This window comes from Pseudomonas sivasensis, from assembly GCF_052938085.1.
On the sequence record NZ_CP176442.1, the window covers coordinates 3380563 to 3395196 of the forward strand.

16 protein-coding genes and 1 pseudogene are annotated in these 14634 nt (G+C 57.6%); 7 read left to right on the forward strand and 10 right to left on the reverse strand.

All coding sequences use genetic code 11. The features are described 5' to 3' along the window. Positions 1 to 4: 4 nt before the first annotated feature. Together ACKZ62_RS15580 and ACKZ62_RS15585 are read right to left on the reverse strand one after the other, a co-directional pair. A complete protein-coding gene (locus tag ACKZ62_RS15580; RefSeq protein WP_032891272.1) occupies positions 5 to 1153 on the reverse strand; it encodes a PQQ-dependent sugar dehydrogenase in 1149 nt (382 codons plus the stop codon). Positions 1154 to 1164: 11 nt separating this feature from the next. Next, positions 1165 to 1479: a hypothetical protein gene (locus tag ACKZ62_RS15585; protein WP_032891269.1), complete on the reverse strand. Its 315-nt coding sequence runs from the start codon at positions 1477 to 1479 to the stop codon at positions 1165 to 1167. A 184-nt stretch (positions 1480 to 1663) separates the two neighbouring features. Between ACKZ62_RS15585 and ku the strand changes: the two genes are divergently transcribed. Next, the gene (gene ku / locus ACKZ62_RS15590) at positions 1664 to 2491 is read left to right on the forward strand and encodes a non-homologous end joining protein Ku (RefSeq protein WP_032891268.1); all 828 of its coding nucleotides are present in this window, start codon (positions 1664 to 1666) and stop codon (positions 2489 to 2491) included. Between the two features lie 24 nt (positions 2492 to 2515). Next, positions 2516 to 4978 (forward strand): DNA ligase D, encoded by a 2463-nt coding sequence (gene ligD, locus ACKZ62_RS15595; RefSeq protein ID WP_447095499.1) that lies wholly within the window; start codon positions 2516 to 2518, stop codon positions 4976 to 4978. An 18-nt stretch (positions 4979 to 4996) separates the two neighbouring features. On the opposite strand, the gene lpxO is transcribed toward ligD, so the two are convergent. Continuing rightward, positions 4997 to 5896 (reverse strand): lipid A hydroxylase LpxO, encoded by a 900-nt coding sequence (lpxO, locus tag ACKZ62_RS15600; protein WP_447095500.1) that lies wholly within the window; start codon positions 5894 to 5896, stop codon positions 4997 to 4999. A gap of 240 nt (positions 5897 to 6136) precedes the next feature. Here lpxO and ACKZ62_RS15605 point away from each other — a divergent pair, with 240 nt between their 5' ends. Beyond that, positions 6137 to 6523 carry a TIGR03067 domain-containing protein gene (locus tag ACKZ62_RS15605; protein WP_032891263.1) on the forward strand — a complete coding sequence of 129 codons (387 nt, stop codon included), beginning with the start codon at positions 6137 to 6139 and terminating at the stop codon, positions 6521 to 6523. Positions 6524 to 6660: 137 nt separating this feature from the next. Here the strand turns inward: ACKZ62_RS15605 and ACKZ62_RS15610 are convergent, their stop codons facing one another. Next, entirely contained in the window at positions 6661 to 7473 is an 813-nt protein-coding gene (locus ACKZ62_RS15610) for a class I SAM-dependent methyltransferase (RefSeq protein WP_032891262.1), read from the reverse strand. Between the two features lie 157 nt (positions 7474 to 7630). Here ACKZ62_RS15610 and ACKZ62_RS15615 point away from each other — a divergent pair, with 157 nt between their 5' ends. Further along, the gene (locus tag ACKZ62_RS15615; protein WP_099602364.1) at positions 7631 to 8869 is read left to right on the forward strand and encodes an MFS transporter; all 1239 of its coding nucleotides are present in this window, start codon (positions 7631 to 7633) and stop codon (positions 8867 to 8869) included. A 54-nt stretch (positions 8870 to 8923) separates the two neighbouring features. On the opposite strand, the gene ACKZ62_RS15620 is transcribed toward ACKZ62_RS15615, so the two are convergent. The 4 genes from ACKZ62_RS15620 to ACKZ62_RS15635 form a co-directional block, all read right to left on the reverse strand. Then, on the reverse strand, positions 8924 to 9121 hold the full coding sequence (locus ACKZ62_RS15620; RefSeq protein WP_095184895.1) for a hypothetical protein: 198 nt from the start codon (positions 9119 to 9121) through the stop codon (positions 8924 to 8926). A 145-nt stretch (positions 9122 to 9266) separates the two neighbouring features. Continuing rightward, a complete protein-coding gene (locus tag ACKZ62_RS15625; RefSeq protein ID WP_032891258.1) occupies positions 9267 to 9620 on the reverse strand; it encodes a hypothetical protein in 354 nt (117 codons plus the stop codon). A gap of 60 nt (positions 9621 to 9680) precedes the next feature. After that, positions 9681 to 10313 carry a hypothetical protein gene (locus ACKZ62_RS15630; RefSeq protein ID WP_447095501.1) on the reverse strand — a complete coding sequence of 211 codons (633 nt, stop codon included), beginning with the start codon at positions 10311 to 10313 and terminating at the stop codon, positions 9681 to 9683. A gap of 92 nt (positions 10314 to 10405) precedes the next feature. Further along, entirely contained in the window at positions 10406 to 11008 is a 603-nt protein-coding gene (locus ACKZ62_RS15635; protein WP_164440546.1) for a hypothetical protein, read from the reverse strand. A gap of 214 nt (positions 11009 to 11222) precedes the next feature. Between ACKZ62_RS15635 and ACKZ62_RS15640 the strand changes: the two genes are divergently transcribed. After that, positions 11223 to 11789, forward strand: a complete 567-nt coding sequence (locus ACKZ62_RS15640; RefSeq protein ID WP_099602360.1) for an isochorismatase family protein — start codon at positions 11223 to 11225, stop codon at positions 11787 to 11789. A gap of 433 nt (positions 11790 to 12222) precedes the next feature. Continuing rightward, the gene (locus tag ACKZ62_RS15645) at positions 12223 to 12783 is read left to right on the forward strand and encodes a fasciclin domain-containing protein (protein ID WP_122681587.1); all 561 of its coding nucleotides are present in this window, start codon (positions 12223 to 12225) and stop codon (positions 12781 to 12783) included. 90 nt (positions 12784 to 12873) lie between these two features. Here ACKZ62_RS15645 and ACKZ62_RS15650 read toward each other — a convergent pair. Beyond that, positions 12874 to 13074, reverse strand: a pseudogene (locus ACKZ62_RS15650) (phage tail protein); the annotation flags it as partial. Positions 13075 to 13142: 68 nt separating this feature from the next. On the opposite strand from ACKZ62_RS15650, the gene ACKZ62_RS15655 reads away from it, so the two are divergent. Next, positions 13143 to 13397 carry a Pathogenicity locus gene (locus ACKZ62_RS15655; protein ID WP_032891253.1) on the forward strand — a complete coding sequence of 85 codons (255 nt, stop codon included), beginning with the start codon at positions 13143 to 13145 and terminating at the stop codon, positions 13395 to 13397. Positions 13398 to 13684: 287 nt separating this feature from the next. On the opposite strand, the gene ACKZ62_RS15660 is transcribed toward ACKZ62_RS15655, so the two are convergent. After that, positions 13685 to 14332, reverse strand: coding sequence for a hypothetical protein (locus tag ACKZ62_RS15660; protein WP_095184900.1), 648 nt, complete (start codon positions 14330 to 14332; stop codon positions 13685 to 13687). Positions 14333 to 14634 lie beyond the last annotated feature (302 nt).

Sequence of the window (14634 nt, forward strand, 5' to 3'; positions counted from 1 at the left end):
CGCCTCAGTCCTGATTAAGGCCGACCCGATACAACGCACCATCATCCTCATCCGTCAGCACATACAAAAAGCCATCCGGGCCCTGCCGCACATCGCGAATACGCGCCTTCAAACCTCCCAGCAAACGCTCCTCGTGGATGACCTTGTCGCCCTCGAACTGCAACCGAATCAGCTCCTGGCTGGCCAGCGCGCCGATGAACACGTTGTGCTGCCACGCCTTGAACCGGTCACTGTCGTAGAACGCCATGCCGCTGATGCCCGGTGACTTTTCCCACACGTGATGGGGCGCCACGGTACCTTCCGCCGTCTTGCCTTTGGCCTCCGGAATCGGCGTCAGGGAGTAGTTGATGCCGTGCGTCGCCAGGGGCCAGCCATAGTTTTTGCCACGTTCGACGATGTTGATCTCGTCACCACCACGGGGGCCGTGCTCGTTTTCCCAGATCGTGCCGCTCCAGGGGTTCAGTGCCAGTCCCTGTGGGTTGCGTTGGCCGTAGGACCAGATTTCGGGGCGTACGCCCGGCTGACCGACGAAGGGATTGTCATCCGGCACGCGGCCGTCGGGGTAGATCCGTACGACCTTGCCTTGCAGCTTGTCCAGGTCCTGGGCAGTGGGTCGGTCGTTGTTTTCGCCCAGGGTCACGAACAGGTACCCATCCTGGTCGAAGGCCAGGCGCGAGCCAAAGTGATTGCCGGTGGAGAGCTTCGGCTCCTGGCGCAGGATGACTTTGAAATCGATCAGGCCGCTGAGGTCCGCCGCCAAACGTCCACGTCCCACCACAGTGCCGGCCGTGCCGCCTTTGCCGCCGCCTTCGGCGTATGACAAATAGACCGTGCGGTCCTCTTTGAAATCGGGCGACAGCACCACATCGAGTAAACCGCCCTGCCCCTTGGCCCACACCTCAGGCACGCCGCTCAGCGGAGCCGAGAGCTTGCCATCCGGGCTGACAACGCGCAGGTGGCCAGGGCGTTCGGTAACCAGGAAACCTTGCTGGTCCGGCAGAAACGCCACGGCCCATGGGTGGTCCAGGCCTTTGACGATCGAGGTGACAGTGAGGCTGCCTTGTTCACTGGGGAACTGTTGCGAATCGGCGGCGTAGACCGTCGTCAGGGTCGTCGCGCACATAACGGCTAACAGGGTTTTGCGTATAAACATAAGACGAGTCCTTACCGGCGATTGCCGTTGGCATCAAACGTGGGGGCTTTAGTGTCGGTGGCCGGGCGGCTGGGCGCGGCCTCACGCTGGGGGTAACGGTTGCCGATGCCGCCGTTTTCCAGGGTCGGCGGGCGCGTGGCCGGCACGGTCTGGATACCGCGAATCGCCGGCGCATTGGGCTGCGTGCCCTGCATGCTATTGGGGTTGGCCCGGTGAATGGGGCCATTGTTGGTGTTGTTGCCGCCAGGCAGGTTCTGCGCTTGAGCGGTGGCTGCAAGTGCCAGGCTCAGCGCCAGCACTGCAAGATGACGCACGCGGGTGATCATGACAAAGCCTCTCTGGGACGAGGAGTACCTGCTTTCGATACCACGCTACGCCTGGGGTTCGGCTTTGGTAACTAAATACTTCCTCATCAGGTGTAACACGATCTGTCCGCGCATCCATCCAGGGAAACTTTTTTAACCGCCCGCGAGTCACCCGAACACAGTCTCTTCTCAAGGAATCGCACTTATGCCACGGGCCATCTGGAAAGGCGCCATCAGCTTCGGTTTGGTTCATATCCCTGTATCGCTGGTTTCCGCCACGTCCGCACAGGGCGTGGATTTCGACTGGTTGGACAAGCGCAGCATGGACCCGGTGGGCTACAAGCGCATCAACAAAACCACCGGCAAGGAAGTGACCAAGGAGCACATCGTCAAAGGCGTAGCGTTTGAGAAGGGACGTTATGTGGTGCTCAGCGAAGAGGAGATTCGCTCGGCCCACCCCAAGTCCACTCAGACCATCGAAATCATCGCCTTTGTCGCCAGCGACCAGATCCCCTTGCAGAACATCGACACGCCCTACTTCCTGGCGCCGGACAAACGCGGCGGCAAGGTCTACGCGCTGCTGCGGGAAACCCTCAAGAAAACCCGCAAGGTCGCCCTGGCCAATGTGGTGCTTCACACCAAGCAGCACCTGGCGGCATTGATGCCCCTGGAGTCCGCACTGGTGCTGGTGATGCTGCGCTGGCCCGCCGAGGTGCGCAGCCTGGATGAATTGGAACTGGGCAGCGACGTAACCAAACCCTCCCTGGCCAAAGGTGAACTGGACATGGCCAAGCGCTTGGTGGAGGACATGAGCGCCGACTGGCAACCGGATGCCTACCGCGACAGCTTTCAGGAAAAAATCATGGCGCTGGTGGCGAAGAAGGCCAAGGCCGGCAAGATTGAAGATGTGGAATCCAAGGAAGGCAGCGAAGAGCGCAAGTCGGCCGATGTGCTCGACCTGACCGAACTGCTCAAGCGCAGCCTGGCGGGTAAGCCTGCGGCGAAAAAAACCGCCAAGAAAAAGGCCTCTTGAACCTGGCATTACAGGGAGAACGCCATGGCAAAGCCGCTGAGTGAATACAATCGCAAGCGCGATTTCGAGATCACCGCAGAACCTTCCGGCAAGGCGACCACGGGCAAACGAAAGACGTCGGCACTGTCGTTCGTGATCCAGAAGCACGACGCACGCAACCTGCACTATGACTTTCGCCTGGAACTCGATGGCGTGCTCAAAAGCTGGGCCGTGCCCAAGGGCCCAAGCCTCGACCCCAGCCAGAAGCGCTTGGCGGTTCACGTGGAAGACCACCCGCTGGGCTACGGCAGTTTCGAAGGCAGCATCCCGGCCGGTCAATACGGCGCCGGTGATGTGATTGTCTGGGACCGTGGGGTCTGGCAACCCCATGATGACCCACACAAGGCTTACGCTGCCGGCAAACTCAAATTCACGCTGGTAGGTGAAAAACTCTCGGGCGATTGGGCGCTGGTGCGCACTCGCTTGAAAGGCAGCGGTGACAAGGAACAGTGGCTGCTGATCAAAGAGCAAGACCCACAGGCGCGCCCTGCCGCCGACTACGACATCGTGCAGGCTGAGCCTAAAAGCGTGCTCAGTGATGCCTCCATCGCCCCCACCAAGACCCAGCCGAAAGCCAAGAAAGCAGCCGCTGCACTGCCCGAGCAATTCACACCGCAACTGGCAACCCTGGTAGACCGCGCGCCCGACGGGGACTGGCAGTATGAAATCAAGTTTGATGGCTACCGCATGCTGGCGCGGATTCGCGAGGGCGAAGTCCGCCTGTTTACCCGTAACGGCCATGACTGGACCGAGCGCCTGCCGCGGCAGGTCAAAGCCCTGCACGCGCTCAAGCTCAAGGACAGTTGGCTGGATGGCGAAGTGGTCAGCCTCAACCCTGAAGGTTTACCGGACTTCCAGGCCCTGCAAAATGCCTTTGACAGCGGCCGTAGCCTGGACCTCGTCTATTACCTGTTCGATGCGCCGTTTCTGGATGGCGCAGATCAGCGCCAGGCCCCCGTAGAAGATCGCCGGGCCATGCTCAAGGCCGCGCTGTCTGGAAGCAAAAGTAAGTTACTGCGGTTTTCTGAAGCCTTCACCGCCCATCATCAGGACATTTTACAGAGCGCCTGCAACCTGGCCCTGGAAGGCGTAATCGGCAAACGCATGGGCAGCCCCTACACGTCCGCTCGCAGCACTGACTGGATCAAGCTCAAATGCCGTTTGCGCCAGGAGTTTGTGATTGTCGGACATACCCGTCCCCAGGGTTCGCGCAGCGGTTTTGGCGCATTGCTGCTGGCGGTGAATGACGACAGCGGGTTGAGGTACGCCGGTCGCGTCGGCACCGGTTTTGATCAAGCGTCGTTGGAGGCTATCTACACGCAGCTCAAAGCGCGGGCGCGCAAAACCTCGCCTTTGCACAAACCCCTGACCAGTGCCCAGGCGCGAGGCGTGCAGTGGGTGGAGCCGACGCTGGTGGGCGAAGTACAGTTTGCCCAGTGGACCCGTGACGGTGTGGTGCGCCACGCCACTTTTATGGGCCTGCGCAGCGATAAACCGGCCGCGCAGATCGTGCACGAACAGCCGCAGGTGGCTGAATCCATGAAAGCCCCGCAAGCCAAGACCGTGTTGAAGATCACCCACCCTGAGCGAGTGATCGATCCACTAAGCGGCACGCAAAAGCAGCAATTAGCGCAGTTCTACGAAAGTATCAGCGAATGGGTCCTGCCCTTTCTGCGCCATCGCCCGGTGTCCTTGCTCAGGGCTCCGGAAGGCATCGAGGGCGAGCAGTTCTTTCAGAAGCACTCGGAACGCCTGGCGATTCCCCATATCAAGCAATTGGACGCCGCGCTGGACCCAGGCCACGCGCGGCTGATGGAGATCGACAGCGTCCAGGCACTAGTCGGCGCTGTGCAAATGGGCACCGTCGAATTTCATACCTGGGGCGCCACCTCAGACAAGATCGAAACCCCTGACCTGTTTGTGCTGGACCTCGACCCGGATCCCGCGCTGCCCTGGAAAAGCATGCTGGAAGCGGCACAACTCACCTTGTCGGTACTGGACGAACTGGGCCTCGATGCGTTCGTCAAAACCAGCGGCGGCAAAGGCCTGCACTTGGTAGTGCCGCTGGCACGACGGGACGGTTGGGAGCCGGTAAAAGCCTTCGCCAAAGCCATTGCCCAGTTTATGACCGCGCAACTGACGGAACGCTTTACCGCCACCTCCGGGCCGAAAAACCGTGTGGGCAAGATCTTTATCGATTACCTGCGCAATGCACGGGGCGCGAGCACCGTGGCCGCCTACTCGGTACGGGCTCGGCCAGGGCTGCCGGTGTCGGTGCCGGTCAGTCGTAAGGAATTGCAGGGGTTGCGTGGCGCGCAGCAGTGGACGGTGGCCAATCTGCACCAACGCTTACAGGGACTGAAGGAGGATCCGTGGGCGGGTTATGCCCATCGGCAGAAGATCAGCAAGAAAATGTGGGACAAACTGGGCGCCCAGCCACCGCAGTGAGGACGCCCTGGCCGAGCGTTAGATGAGCACGAAGACCAGCGCCAAGGCCGCGAAAATCGCCCATTTTTCCAGGTAGTAACGGGTGCGGTTGCGTTTCTTCAGCTCTTTGCCGCGCAGACGGATCTTGTACAGCCGCGTAAACGCGCGGTTCAGTCCGCCGGTCTTGTCGCCAGCGTCGTTGGGCGAACCCGCCGCCGCCATCACTGTGCGGCTGAACCAGCGATTGAACGCCGCAGCCCAGCGGTATTTCATCGGCCGCTCGACATCGCAGAACAGGATGATGCGGTTCTGCTGCGTGGTGTTTTCGGCGTAGTGAATATAGGTCTCGTCGAACATCACCGGTTCACCGTCACGCCAGTAGTAGCTCTCACCGTCCACGTTGATGTAGCAGCCAGGATCATTCGGGGTATCCAGGCCCAAGTGATAGCGGTAAGAGCCGGCGTAGGGATCGCGATGGCGTACCAGTTTGGAACCCGGCGGCAGCTCGGCGAACATCGCGGCCTTGATCGAGCCGATGCTCTGCACCAGCTCGGTGGTGCGCGGGCACAGCTTCATTGCGGAAGGATGGCTGTCGCCGTACCACTTGAGGTAGAAACGCTTCCAGCCCGACTTGAAAAACGAGTTGAAGCCCACGTCGTTGTACTGGTCGGAGCGCTTGATCGCCCCTGCCCTCATGAGGTTCTGGCCCTCCTGGCGAATCTCTTCCCAATGCTCCTGCAACGGGCTTAGGTCAGGGAAGTCGCTGGGCGAGAGAAACGGTCGACCGGGGAGTTTGGAGAACAGGTATAGAAAACAGTTGATGGGTGCCAGGAAGGTTGAATGGTCACTGAGCTGGCGACCCAGCTTGTGTCGCACCCGGCCACGCAGGTGTACATACGCAATGGAGGCGACATAGAGAACAACAATGATGAGCTTCAAGGGATTTCGTCACACGTCAGTAGAGAACAGGCTGCTCCTGCGTGCCCACGACGGCCGAGGATGAATAGCAGCACCTGAAATCACAATTCACAGACAGGCAACATGAGCGGCTTGATGACAAGCGGTTACATGGCCATTGGCAGTTATTTAGCCATATTCTGTAACGAAAAGTTAACTAAGAATTGCGAAAAGCTGTCTACTTAGGCAGGGTTCGCACCTGCACAACTACAAGGAATGGTTATGTCGCCCACTTTAGATCCGGATCATCAGGCCCTTCAGGGCGCCTGGGAGCAAACGTCACTTGAGGACAACGGTGTCCTGAACCCGGTAGACGCTCACACTGCTCCCGGTGCCATCACCACCATTTCTGGCGACCGCTTCGAAGTGAAAACCGTGCAGGGCGACCTGTTGCTGGCCGGCCGATTCTCCCTGGACAGCAGCACTACACCAAAAAGCATTACGTGGGTCGATTCCATGGGCGATGACGCCGGCAAGCCGTTGCCTGCCAGCTACCGCCTTGATGGCGACGAATTTGTATTTATCGCGGCCGATGAAGGGATGCCCAGGCCCACCGTCTTCAGCACCGGCCCCGGTCAGACCATGCGCAGCTTCGTGCGGCGCGCTTGATCAATACGCCGTCCGAACCTGCGACATGCTTTTCACACAGCCTTCACTTTCGGCGCGATAGGGTAAAGCCTACCTACTCCAGTGAATCCCTTGGCCCGCCTCTTTAAGCGGGCTTTTTTTTGCGTGGACAAACCGTATCAGGCAGGCCTTTTAGTGGCGGTCAAGGTAAAGCACAGCGGCAATTGCGCCGCTTGGTGCTCGTACTGATCGTAGAGTTCTTCACGATTGGAATGCGCGTATTCCTGCAAGTGACTGATCTGCAGGTCTGCGCAAATCGCGGCGCTCACCACATCGCCCAACGTGTGCACGTACCAATAGGAAGTCGGTCCGACTACCTCACCCTGACCTTCATAGACAATCGACTCCTGCAGCACAAAGGGTTCACGCTGAAAGTACGAGCTGGCAGGTAGCAGCGGGTTCTGCGCCCTGGGGTCGAACACTTCCAGGAACGGATGGGTTTCGTACATCACCAGCGAACCGCCGGGCTTCAGCGTGCTGGCGACATGGCGCATGAACAACGCCACATCCGGCATCCAGCCGAGCACGCCGATGGTGACCAGGGCGATATCAAAGCGCTCGTGTAACCGCTGCGGCAACTGGTGGATATCGCTTTCGATAAATTCAGGAGCATGAGGCGACACATCGGCAAGCTCACGCGCTTGCCGGAGAAACGCGGCGGACTGGTCTACCCCCACCACCGAGCGTGCGCCGAGGGCGAACAGCGACAGGCTTTCTCGACCGTTGTTGCAGCCCAGTTGCACCACGTCCTTGCCGGCGACACCCAGGTCCTGCAGAACCCCTGTAATGGTTGGGTCCAGGCAGGAAAAATCGGCGTTACCAACACCGGTCAGCAATGCGCTCCAGGTGTCGGTGGTTTTATGCAGGCCGGCAGATTGGTCCCAGGCGTCCTTGTTGCTGGCAATTGCCTGTTGGGCTGAGGGCATGTCCATTGCGTCTCCAGATAAGTCTTACGGCGGGGCACCGAAGATAAGCCACATGCCGGCGTATTGAAACTCCAGGCAACTGCGGAAACTTAACGCTCACCGCGCAGGTCATTAACGCAATGAGTGTTCAGCCGTTGAACGCCCCCTCTGCGAAGCCGTCATCGTGGCCAATCACTCCGACCTGCGAAATGCCTTGTCCCTGGACAGCCTGAACTTCTTTCTGGCGGATGTGCGCGACGGCCTCGGCCCGTACCTGGCCATCTACCTGCTGGCCGTGCACAAGTGGGACCCGGCCAGCATCGGCGTGGTCATGACCCTGGCGGGCATCGCCGCGCTGCTCACCCAGGGCCCGGCGGGCGCACTGATCGACCGCACGCGCAGCAAACGCGCCGTGGTTGCGCTTGCCGCCATCCTGGTGACCGCCAGCTGCCTGGTGCTGCCCTTCGTCAGCTCCTTCAGCCTGGTGGCGTTGACTCAAGCTGCCAGCGCCGTCGCCGCGTCCGTGTTCGCCCCGGCGATTTCCGCTATTTCCCTGGGGATCACCGGCCCGCGGGCATTTACCCGCCGCACCGGGCGCAATGAAACCTTCAATCACGCCGGCAACGCCGTGGCCGCGCTGCTCGCCGGTGGATTGGCCTACCTGTTCGGACCGGTGGTGGTGTTCTACCTGATGGCGTTTATGGCGGTGGCCAGTGTGGTCGCGGTCAGTTGCGTGTCAGCCAAGGCCATCGACCATGAAGTGGCCCGCGGCTTCGACCCTGCCCACGCCACCGATCATGAACAGCCGTCGGGCCTGAAGGTATTACTGGCCAACCGTCCGCTGCTGCTGTTTGCCATTTGCTGCGCCTTGTTCCACCTGGCCAACGCCGCCATGCTGCCGTTGGTCAGCCAGAAGCTGTCCCAGATCAACCTGCAGATGGCCACCCCGCTGACCTCGGCCTGTATCGTCGCCGCGCAATTGGTGATGGTACCGATGGCCTGGCTGGTAGGGGTCAAGGCTGACGTGTGGGGACGCAAGCCGCTGCTGATATTCGGTTTCATGATTCTGCCGCTGCGTGGCGTGCTCTACACCGTGTCCAGCGATCCCTATTGGCTGGTGGCCGTGCAAATGCTCGACGGCATCGGTGCAGGGATCTTCGGCGCGCTGTTCCCGGTGATCGTCAAAGACCTGACCCAGGGTACCGGGCGTTTCAATGTCAGCCTGGGTGCGCTGTCCACCGTGTTTGGCTTGGGCGCGGCACTGAGCAACAGCCTGGCGGGGTTCGTGGTGCAACAGGCGGGCTACAATGCGGCCTTCTTAACCCTGGCGGGCGTGGCGGGCGCTGCGTTGGTGCTGTTGTGGGTGGCGATGCCGGAGACGTTGGAGAAACCGCTCTATGCGCCCCATGCGCCTGCTGCATGATAGAAGCGACACAGAAAACCCGGCACATGGCCGGGTTCCTTTCTCTACACATACTCAGTTGTCGGGATGTTCGCTGGCGACCGAATCGGCAGCATCGACATCGGACATGTCCTCTTCTAGAGGTGCATCATCGTCCGGCGGCAGAGGGATATTGTCCTCATCATTTCTCGGGTCGTGGCCTGTCTCGTTGTCTGTGCCACGTGTTACGGCCTGCTGTGAAAGATTGCCGGGGGCGTTCTCATTGATGTCCATGCTGGCTCTCCGTTCTTACGCTCGGGATATCCGCGCTTAAAGATGTGAGGCGGCAGATCCTGGCAAGTGCCAAGCATTAGACGAATGGCGAAAAAATACAGGCATCGTGTGCGGGCCTTTTAGCTACCAACTGCGTACGCACTGATTACCGATAGCCGTCCGGACTCGTCTTCCTCAGGTTTTCACAAATATCACGCAGGACATCCGCAAGTGGAGGTTGGAGCAGAAAGGACTTCATTTCCGAGACTGCCGCTTTGTATGAAGGATCAGCGTTGACCCTCCGGAACTCGGACTTTCTCTCTTCGCTGAAGGTGGGATCACTGACCAGTCCTTCTAGGGTCAAGCCACGCTCGGGATTTCGCTCGTCGCATATCTCAAGTGCAGCGATGAAGCTGACGGCGACCTTTTCTTCGCGTATCGGGTGAGTTGCTGTAGCTGCCTCGACTGCAGTGGCAGCGGATAGAAGCCCCCACAACGCTGCGCTTTTTCCTGAGAACACTTATTTACTCCTGATTTGGGCAACTGAAACTGCCTCTCACTTATGGACCGTATGAGTCGTTCATTTGTCCAGATTCAGTAGTTCGTGCATCCGCTCGCCAATTATTCCTCGCAGCCAGGCAGCATGAAACTCCATCTCTTCCAGGGAAGTACCCTCAGCAAGTTGGTATTCGAACACCTTGTCCTTCGGCCCCCGATACACAACGCTGAAATGACCATCGCGGTCATACGAAGCGACTACGTAGGGGCAGATGTAAATAATGTCGCTAAACAGCACGCGCACTTGGGTGGGTTTACGTGCGCGACGGATGACAGTGAGGGTAAGCAGTTGCTGTTTTTCGTCGAACGTAAAGGCCTGCACCCTAGGCTCAGAGAAAATCCACGCGAAGACCAATCCCATAACCACGACAGAGCCGAGCAGGAACAGGATGAGCGACAACGTTGTAAAACTCGACTCATCGCTGGACGGCACATCCTGCATCGCACCGAGCCCGATAACGAGCAAGATCGCCAGCCCGAAGGCAGGCAATAACATAATCACCGCAGCGCAAAAGCCCAAAATGGCCGAACCCGTGCTGCCAATGATCGGTAAGTCCGGACCACCCTGCCAAATAGATGGGTGGGCGGCGGGATTTTCAGTGCGTGGTGCGGCGGGTGGTGCGGCGACGTGGTGAGGTGGACTTGGACGATTCATTAGGCAGGCTCAAGGGTGCTGTATAGACGGTACCACTACTGCCACTTCTCTAACCCGCAGAGCGTATTGATTCAACGGGTATGAAGGCATGGCTACAGAAGCTGTTTCATGAACTCCTGAGTCGGAACATCAAGCCCCATGCTCTCACCGAACACCACCTTAATCCCATCATTGGCAATTAGCAGCATCTCGCAGTGCATACCAATGGCAGTCGTCAAATGGTTGAAATTACGCAGTTGTTCCACATACTTGTCTTTATAGGATTGCAGCCGATGAGAGGCCAGGTCTCTGAGACTCGGGTCAGTTTCTTGAGCTAAAGCGCCCTCTTCTGCTAAGAGACGTCGCTTAGTCAACCCCACTTGTAAGTTGGACATCCGAAAGCGCGTGTATGTGCGTATGACGCTTATGGCGCGAGATGTGAACTCGATTGCCGCGTCTTTTTTCGTCTCGGCACCCGACCAGTCGGCAGATTGCATCTCCAGCAAATCCGCTGTTAGCGCCTTCTCGGCATCTTCACCGCGCGCCAAGAAGCTAGACAGGTCTAATGCCGGCTCAGCGTCAAAAGCAAGTAGGTGCGAGGCGACTAATGATGACGCTTTAGCCACATTGTCACGGCCCTGATATGCGCTCCATCCAGAACCGGCTATTCCACATCCAAAAACAATCAGCAAAAGCGCGACGGTAATTTTTCTCATGGATCCCTCCAAATCATCCAGAAAGGCTATCACGGCGAGTTTCAAAAGCGGAATTGAGCCAATTGGCATCATGACAATGACTAGAGCGCGGGGCTTCTTGAGCGCGCGCAGTAAAGCCTAGGGCGCTCAGAACATCTTTCCTGTAATGCGTTGCTGGTGGAGGCCAGGTCCAGCACACTAAGTCCGCGCTTTTCACTTGAAGGAGTAGGTTCAAATGACAGCTCTACCAGGCTCGATCCCGCTTGTTATCCTGGACGTTCAAGATGCGATTGATAGACCAAACTGGGATGAAAAAAGTAATCCTGAATACTTGGCAGTGATCCAGCGCCTTCTAGGCCACTGGCGATCAAACGGCTGGCCAGTTATTCATGTGAAGCACGATGAGCGCACTCCTACATCCAGCTATTTCGTCGACGGCCCGTGGAATGGCATCAAGAAAGAGGTCGCCCCGATACAGGGAGAAGCCGTCATCATCAAACAGGAAAACTGCGCCTTTATTGGCACCGAATTGGATGCCACTCTCACACAGATGCAAGTAAAACGGTTGGTGCTGACGGGCGTTGTTATTCACAACAGTATGGACGCCACCGTCCGTGCAGGGAAAGCGCTCGGATACAGCATCATCTTACCGTCAGATGCAACGACCGCCGTGCCCGTTGTTGGGGCGAATGGAAAGTCTTGGGACGCGACAACCGTTCATGAACTGACCCTGGCAATACTCAATGATGAATACGCCGACGTAATGTCATCGGACGAAGTGATCGCACAGTTCACGCTATGAACTATGAAGGTACCCAGTGCCGCAGAAGCATTTGACACGCATCAATCGCCAGCTATTTCGACAGGCGTATGAGCATGTCCTTTGGGTACCAAAAATACCTAGGGCATATCGCAATTGGAGTGACCTTTATCTTTTCCCCCAACGCTGCTCCAAGCCAAACACCGGAGCAGACGATCATTCCAGCGTCTGCCAGTAATAGGGATGGCAACTTGCGCTTCATTGCGTGATCCCTCACAACAGAGTCGAACCCCTAACATACCGTCCTGTCCAGGCATCCAGCGTGGGTGGCATTCCAGTGAAAGTAACCGACAGGTTTGAACAGGCAGGCACTGCGCTTAAAAAGTTATTTTATGAGGAGGTGCATCCACTTTGATCGTTGGCTCGTAGATTCAATACCCTCACCCGGAGGGCATAAGAGCCAAGGAGATACATCATGCACGCTTTTTTCAAAAAACTTGCTGCAACAGCCTGCTTCGCGATTCTCTCCGTAACTGCAACGTTCAGCTTTGGTGCCGACCCCGTAATGGTCGGAGGTGCAGCTATGTACCCGACCAAAACCATCGTTGAGAACGCGGTCAACTCGAAGGACCACACGACACTGGTAGCCGCTGTCAAAGCTGCCGGCCTGGTTGATACGCTCAATAGCAAAGGTCCGTTCACCGTGTTCGCCCCCACAAACGAAGCCTTTGCAAAGCTGCCAGCGGGCACCGTCGATACTCTGGTCAAGCCTGAGCACAAAGCCGACCTAACTAAAATTCTGACCTACCACGTCGTGCCGGGCACTCACACATCGGCACAGCTGATGGCCGAAGCCAAAAAGAACGGCGGCACCGTTGTGTTGAAAACAGTTCAAGGTGAGTCGCTGAATATCAAGCTGCATGACGGCAAGCTTTGGGTGGTGGATGCCAAAGGCGGTAAGGCTGGTATCACCATCGCAGACGTAATGCAGTCCAACGGCGTAATCCATGTTGTGGACTCAGTGTTGATGCCTTAAGCGCTCTTTAAGCCCGGCAGACGCAAAGCTTGCCGGGTATTGGCAACCTGCATAGACACTTCAGTTAATCCGAATTCAAGGTATGGAAATTTCGCCGGGTGGCGCTGGGTGAGAGCCTAGGTAAATCCCGGCATGATGAGGGTGAACCGTGTGCCCGACCTGCATCACGATCATGTCGCCACGCTGCGGCCGTCTAAGTGAACGAACCTGCCAGCAGTCCCAGGCACCGTGAACAAACGAACGCTTGAGCAGCGGCGTCTGTCCGTTCGGCATGATCATCCAAAGGTCACCGGCCTGTTGAGGCACCCTGTAGCGTCAGGCACACTTGCGCGGACTCATCGCCCAAAAAGGAATTTACGATGCCGTTTTCACCGGAGGAAAGAGCCGCTTTGCTCGCGCTCAAAGGCGTAGGACCAACCGTCATTACTCGGCTTGAGCAAATGGGTATCGAATCGCTCGCCGAACTCCGCAAATCAAATGTTAGTGACATCCTGGCTCAAGCATCCGCGGCATTAGGCTCGACTTGCTGGAAGAATAGCCCTCAAGCCAGAGCGGCCATCACCGCTGCAGTGGAGCTTGCGAAGCGCTCTACAGAGCAAATCCCGGCCCGGTAGGCACGTTCGATTGACTCCCAGTCGGGTTGCTTTTGGTCATGGAGAATCCCCTACCATCTGATGGGTCTGTGCATGGGCATGGAGCAAGCGTTGGGGCAGACCGGAAGCCTTTGCAACCGTCCACAGCATCGGCAATTGCCTTGTCGAGCAGGCGCAGCAGACAGTCCATGCGCTCGTCTCCGCGGGGCATGATTGAACAAAATGTCTTCTTAGCCAAAAACGAAAAAGCCCAGCAGTCGCGCTGGGCTCAGATATGAAAACTCAGTAAAAAATATGAGCCGTGCTACTTAATCCTTGCAACGCGTTTGCGGCGACTCCGTACCTGCAAGCCTTTTTGGCAATGCAAACGGCAGGTTAGGGATAGAGGTAAGCTCGACTACGCCAAACATGCACATAAGCACCGCATTCCCATCCGCGTTTGGTGCGCTGCTGAGTCCAACCAGGGCCTCATAGTCTTTCCCGGGCTCTAGAGTGAATACTTTCGCCTGGCCTGGGCAAACAGCGTAAGTGCTGCCGTAGCTGCCGGCGGACGCACCCAATGTTGCGATCTGAAAGGGTGCATCCGTTTTAACGCGGTACTCAGCCACAATCTCGGTGTATAAGCCTTCGGCCATCCGAACAGATCCGATGTACTGCTGAAGCTTGGGTGAAACCCTTCCCGGCATTCCAAGACTGGCGGGCTTAAGTGGGTACTGGGGGTAGTTAATGCTCGGCTGCCCTTCCTCTGAGAAGCGGCCAGCTTCAGCCATTTTGTGGCGAGTATCCGGGGCGCAGCTGCCCGTCACACTATCGCCAAACACATTAGAATTGGTGATCACACGAACGCGAGCCGTATTGTCGGCCTGAGGTGGATCGACATAGGGAACAGAAGGGAACCCCCCACAACCAGCAAGGGCGATAGACGAAGAAAACAGGAGCAACCAGGTATTACGCATGTACTACATCCTTGAACTTACCTAAGCGCCATCGTGTGCGAATCAGACTAAAAACTCTAGACATTAATCCTCAGTAAAAACCTGACAACGCGCTTTATATTTTCTTGCTTGCCCGGTTTGTCCCGCCTCTTGGGCATCTAAAGTATCTGCGCTGCGACGGCAATAACAGTTTGCGTTTTTGAATCAGCTCAGGCATCACTCCCTGCTCAGAGCGGAAGATGTGGTGGGGTCGAAAAAGAAAGGACCTTAGTGACGGCTAAAGCCTCAAAAGTCTGCATGAAATTGATAGACCGAACGATCGG

What these genes read in the sequence shown, in the direction of transcription:
- ligD (WP_447095499.1), top strand. Translation starts at nt 2,516, where the DNA reads ATGGCAAAGCCGCTGAGTGAATACAATCGCAAGCGCGATTTCGAGATC.
- ku (WP_032891268.1), top strand. Translation starts at nt 1,664, where the DNA reads ATGCCACGGGCCATCTGGAAAGGCGCCATCAGCTTCGGTTTGGTTCAT.
- ACKZ62_RS15630 (WP_447095501.1), bottom strand. Translation starts at nt 10,313, where the DNA reads ATGAATCGTCCAAGTCCACCTCACCACGTCGCCGCACCACCCGCCGCA.
- ACKZ62_RS15610 (WP_032891262.1), bottom strand. Translation starts at nt 7,473, where the DNA reads ATGGACATGCCCTCAGCCCAACAGGCAATTGCCAGCAACAAGGACGCC.
- ACKZ62_RS15655 (WP_032891253.1), top strand. Translation starts at nt 13,143, where the DNA reads ATGCCGTTTTCACCGGAGGAAAGAGCCGCTTTGCTCGCGCTCAAAGGC.
- ACKZ62_RS15585 (WP_032891269.1), bottom strand. Translation starts at nt 1,479, where the DNA reads ATGATCACCCGCGTGCGTCATCTTGCAGTGCTGGCGCTGAGCCTGGCA.
- ACKZ62_RS15580 (WP_032891272.1), bottom strand. Translation starts at nt 1,153, where the DNA reads ATGTTTATACGCAAAACCCTGTTAGCCGTTATGTGCGCGACGACCCTG.
- ACKZ62_RS15605 (WP_032891263.1), top strand. Translation starts at nt 6,137, where the DNA reads ATGTCGCCCACTTTAGATCCGGATCATCAGGCCCTTCAGGGCGCCTGG.
- ACKZ62_RS15635 (WP_164440546.1), bottom strand. Translation starts at nt 11,008, where the DNA reads ATGAGAAAAATTACCGTCGCGCTTTTGCTGATTGTTTTTGGATGTGGA.
- ACKZ62_RS15640 (WP_099602360.1), top strand. Translation starts at nt 11,223, where the DNA reads ATGACAGCTCTACCAGGCTCGATCCCGCTTGTTATCCTGGACGTTCAA.
- ACKZ62_RS15645 (WP_122681587.1), top strand. Translation starts at nt 12,223, where the DNA reads ATGCACGCTTTTTTCAAAAAACTTGCTGCAACAGCCTGCTTCGCGATT.
- ACKZ62_RS15620 (WP_095184895.1), bottom strand. Translation starts at nt 9,121, where the DNA reads ATGGACATCAATGAGAACGCCCCCGGCAATCTTTCACAGCAGGCCGTA.
- ACKZ62_RS15660 (WP_095184900.1), bottom strand. Translation starts at nt 14,332, where the DNA reads ATGCGTAATACCTGGTTGCTCCTGTTTTCTTCGTCTATCGCCCTTGCT.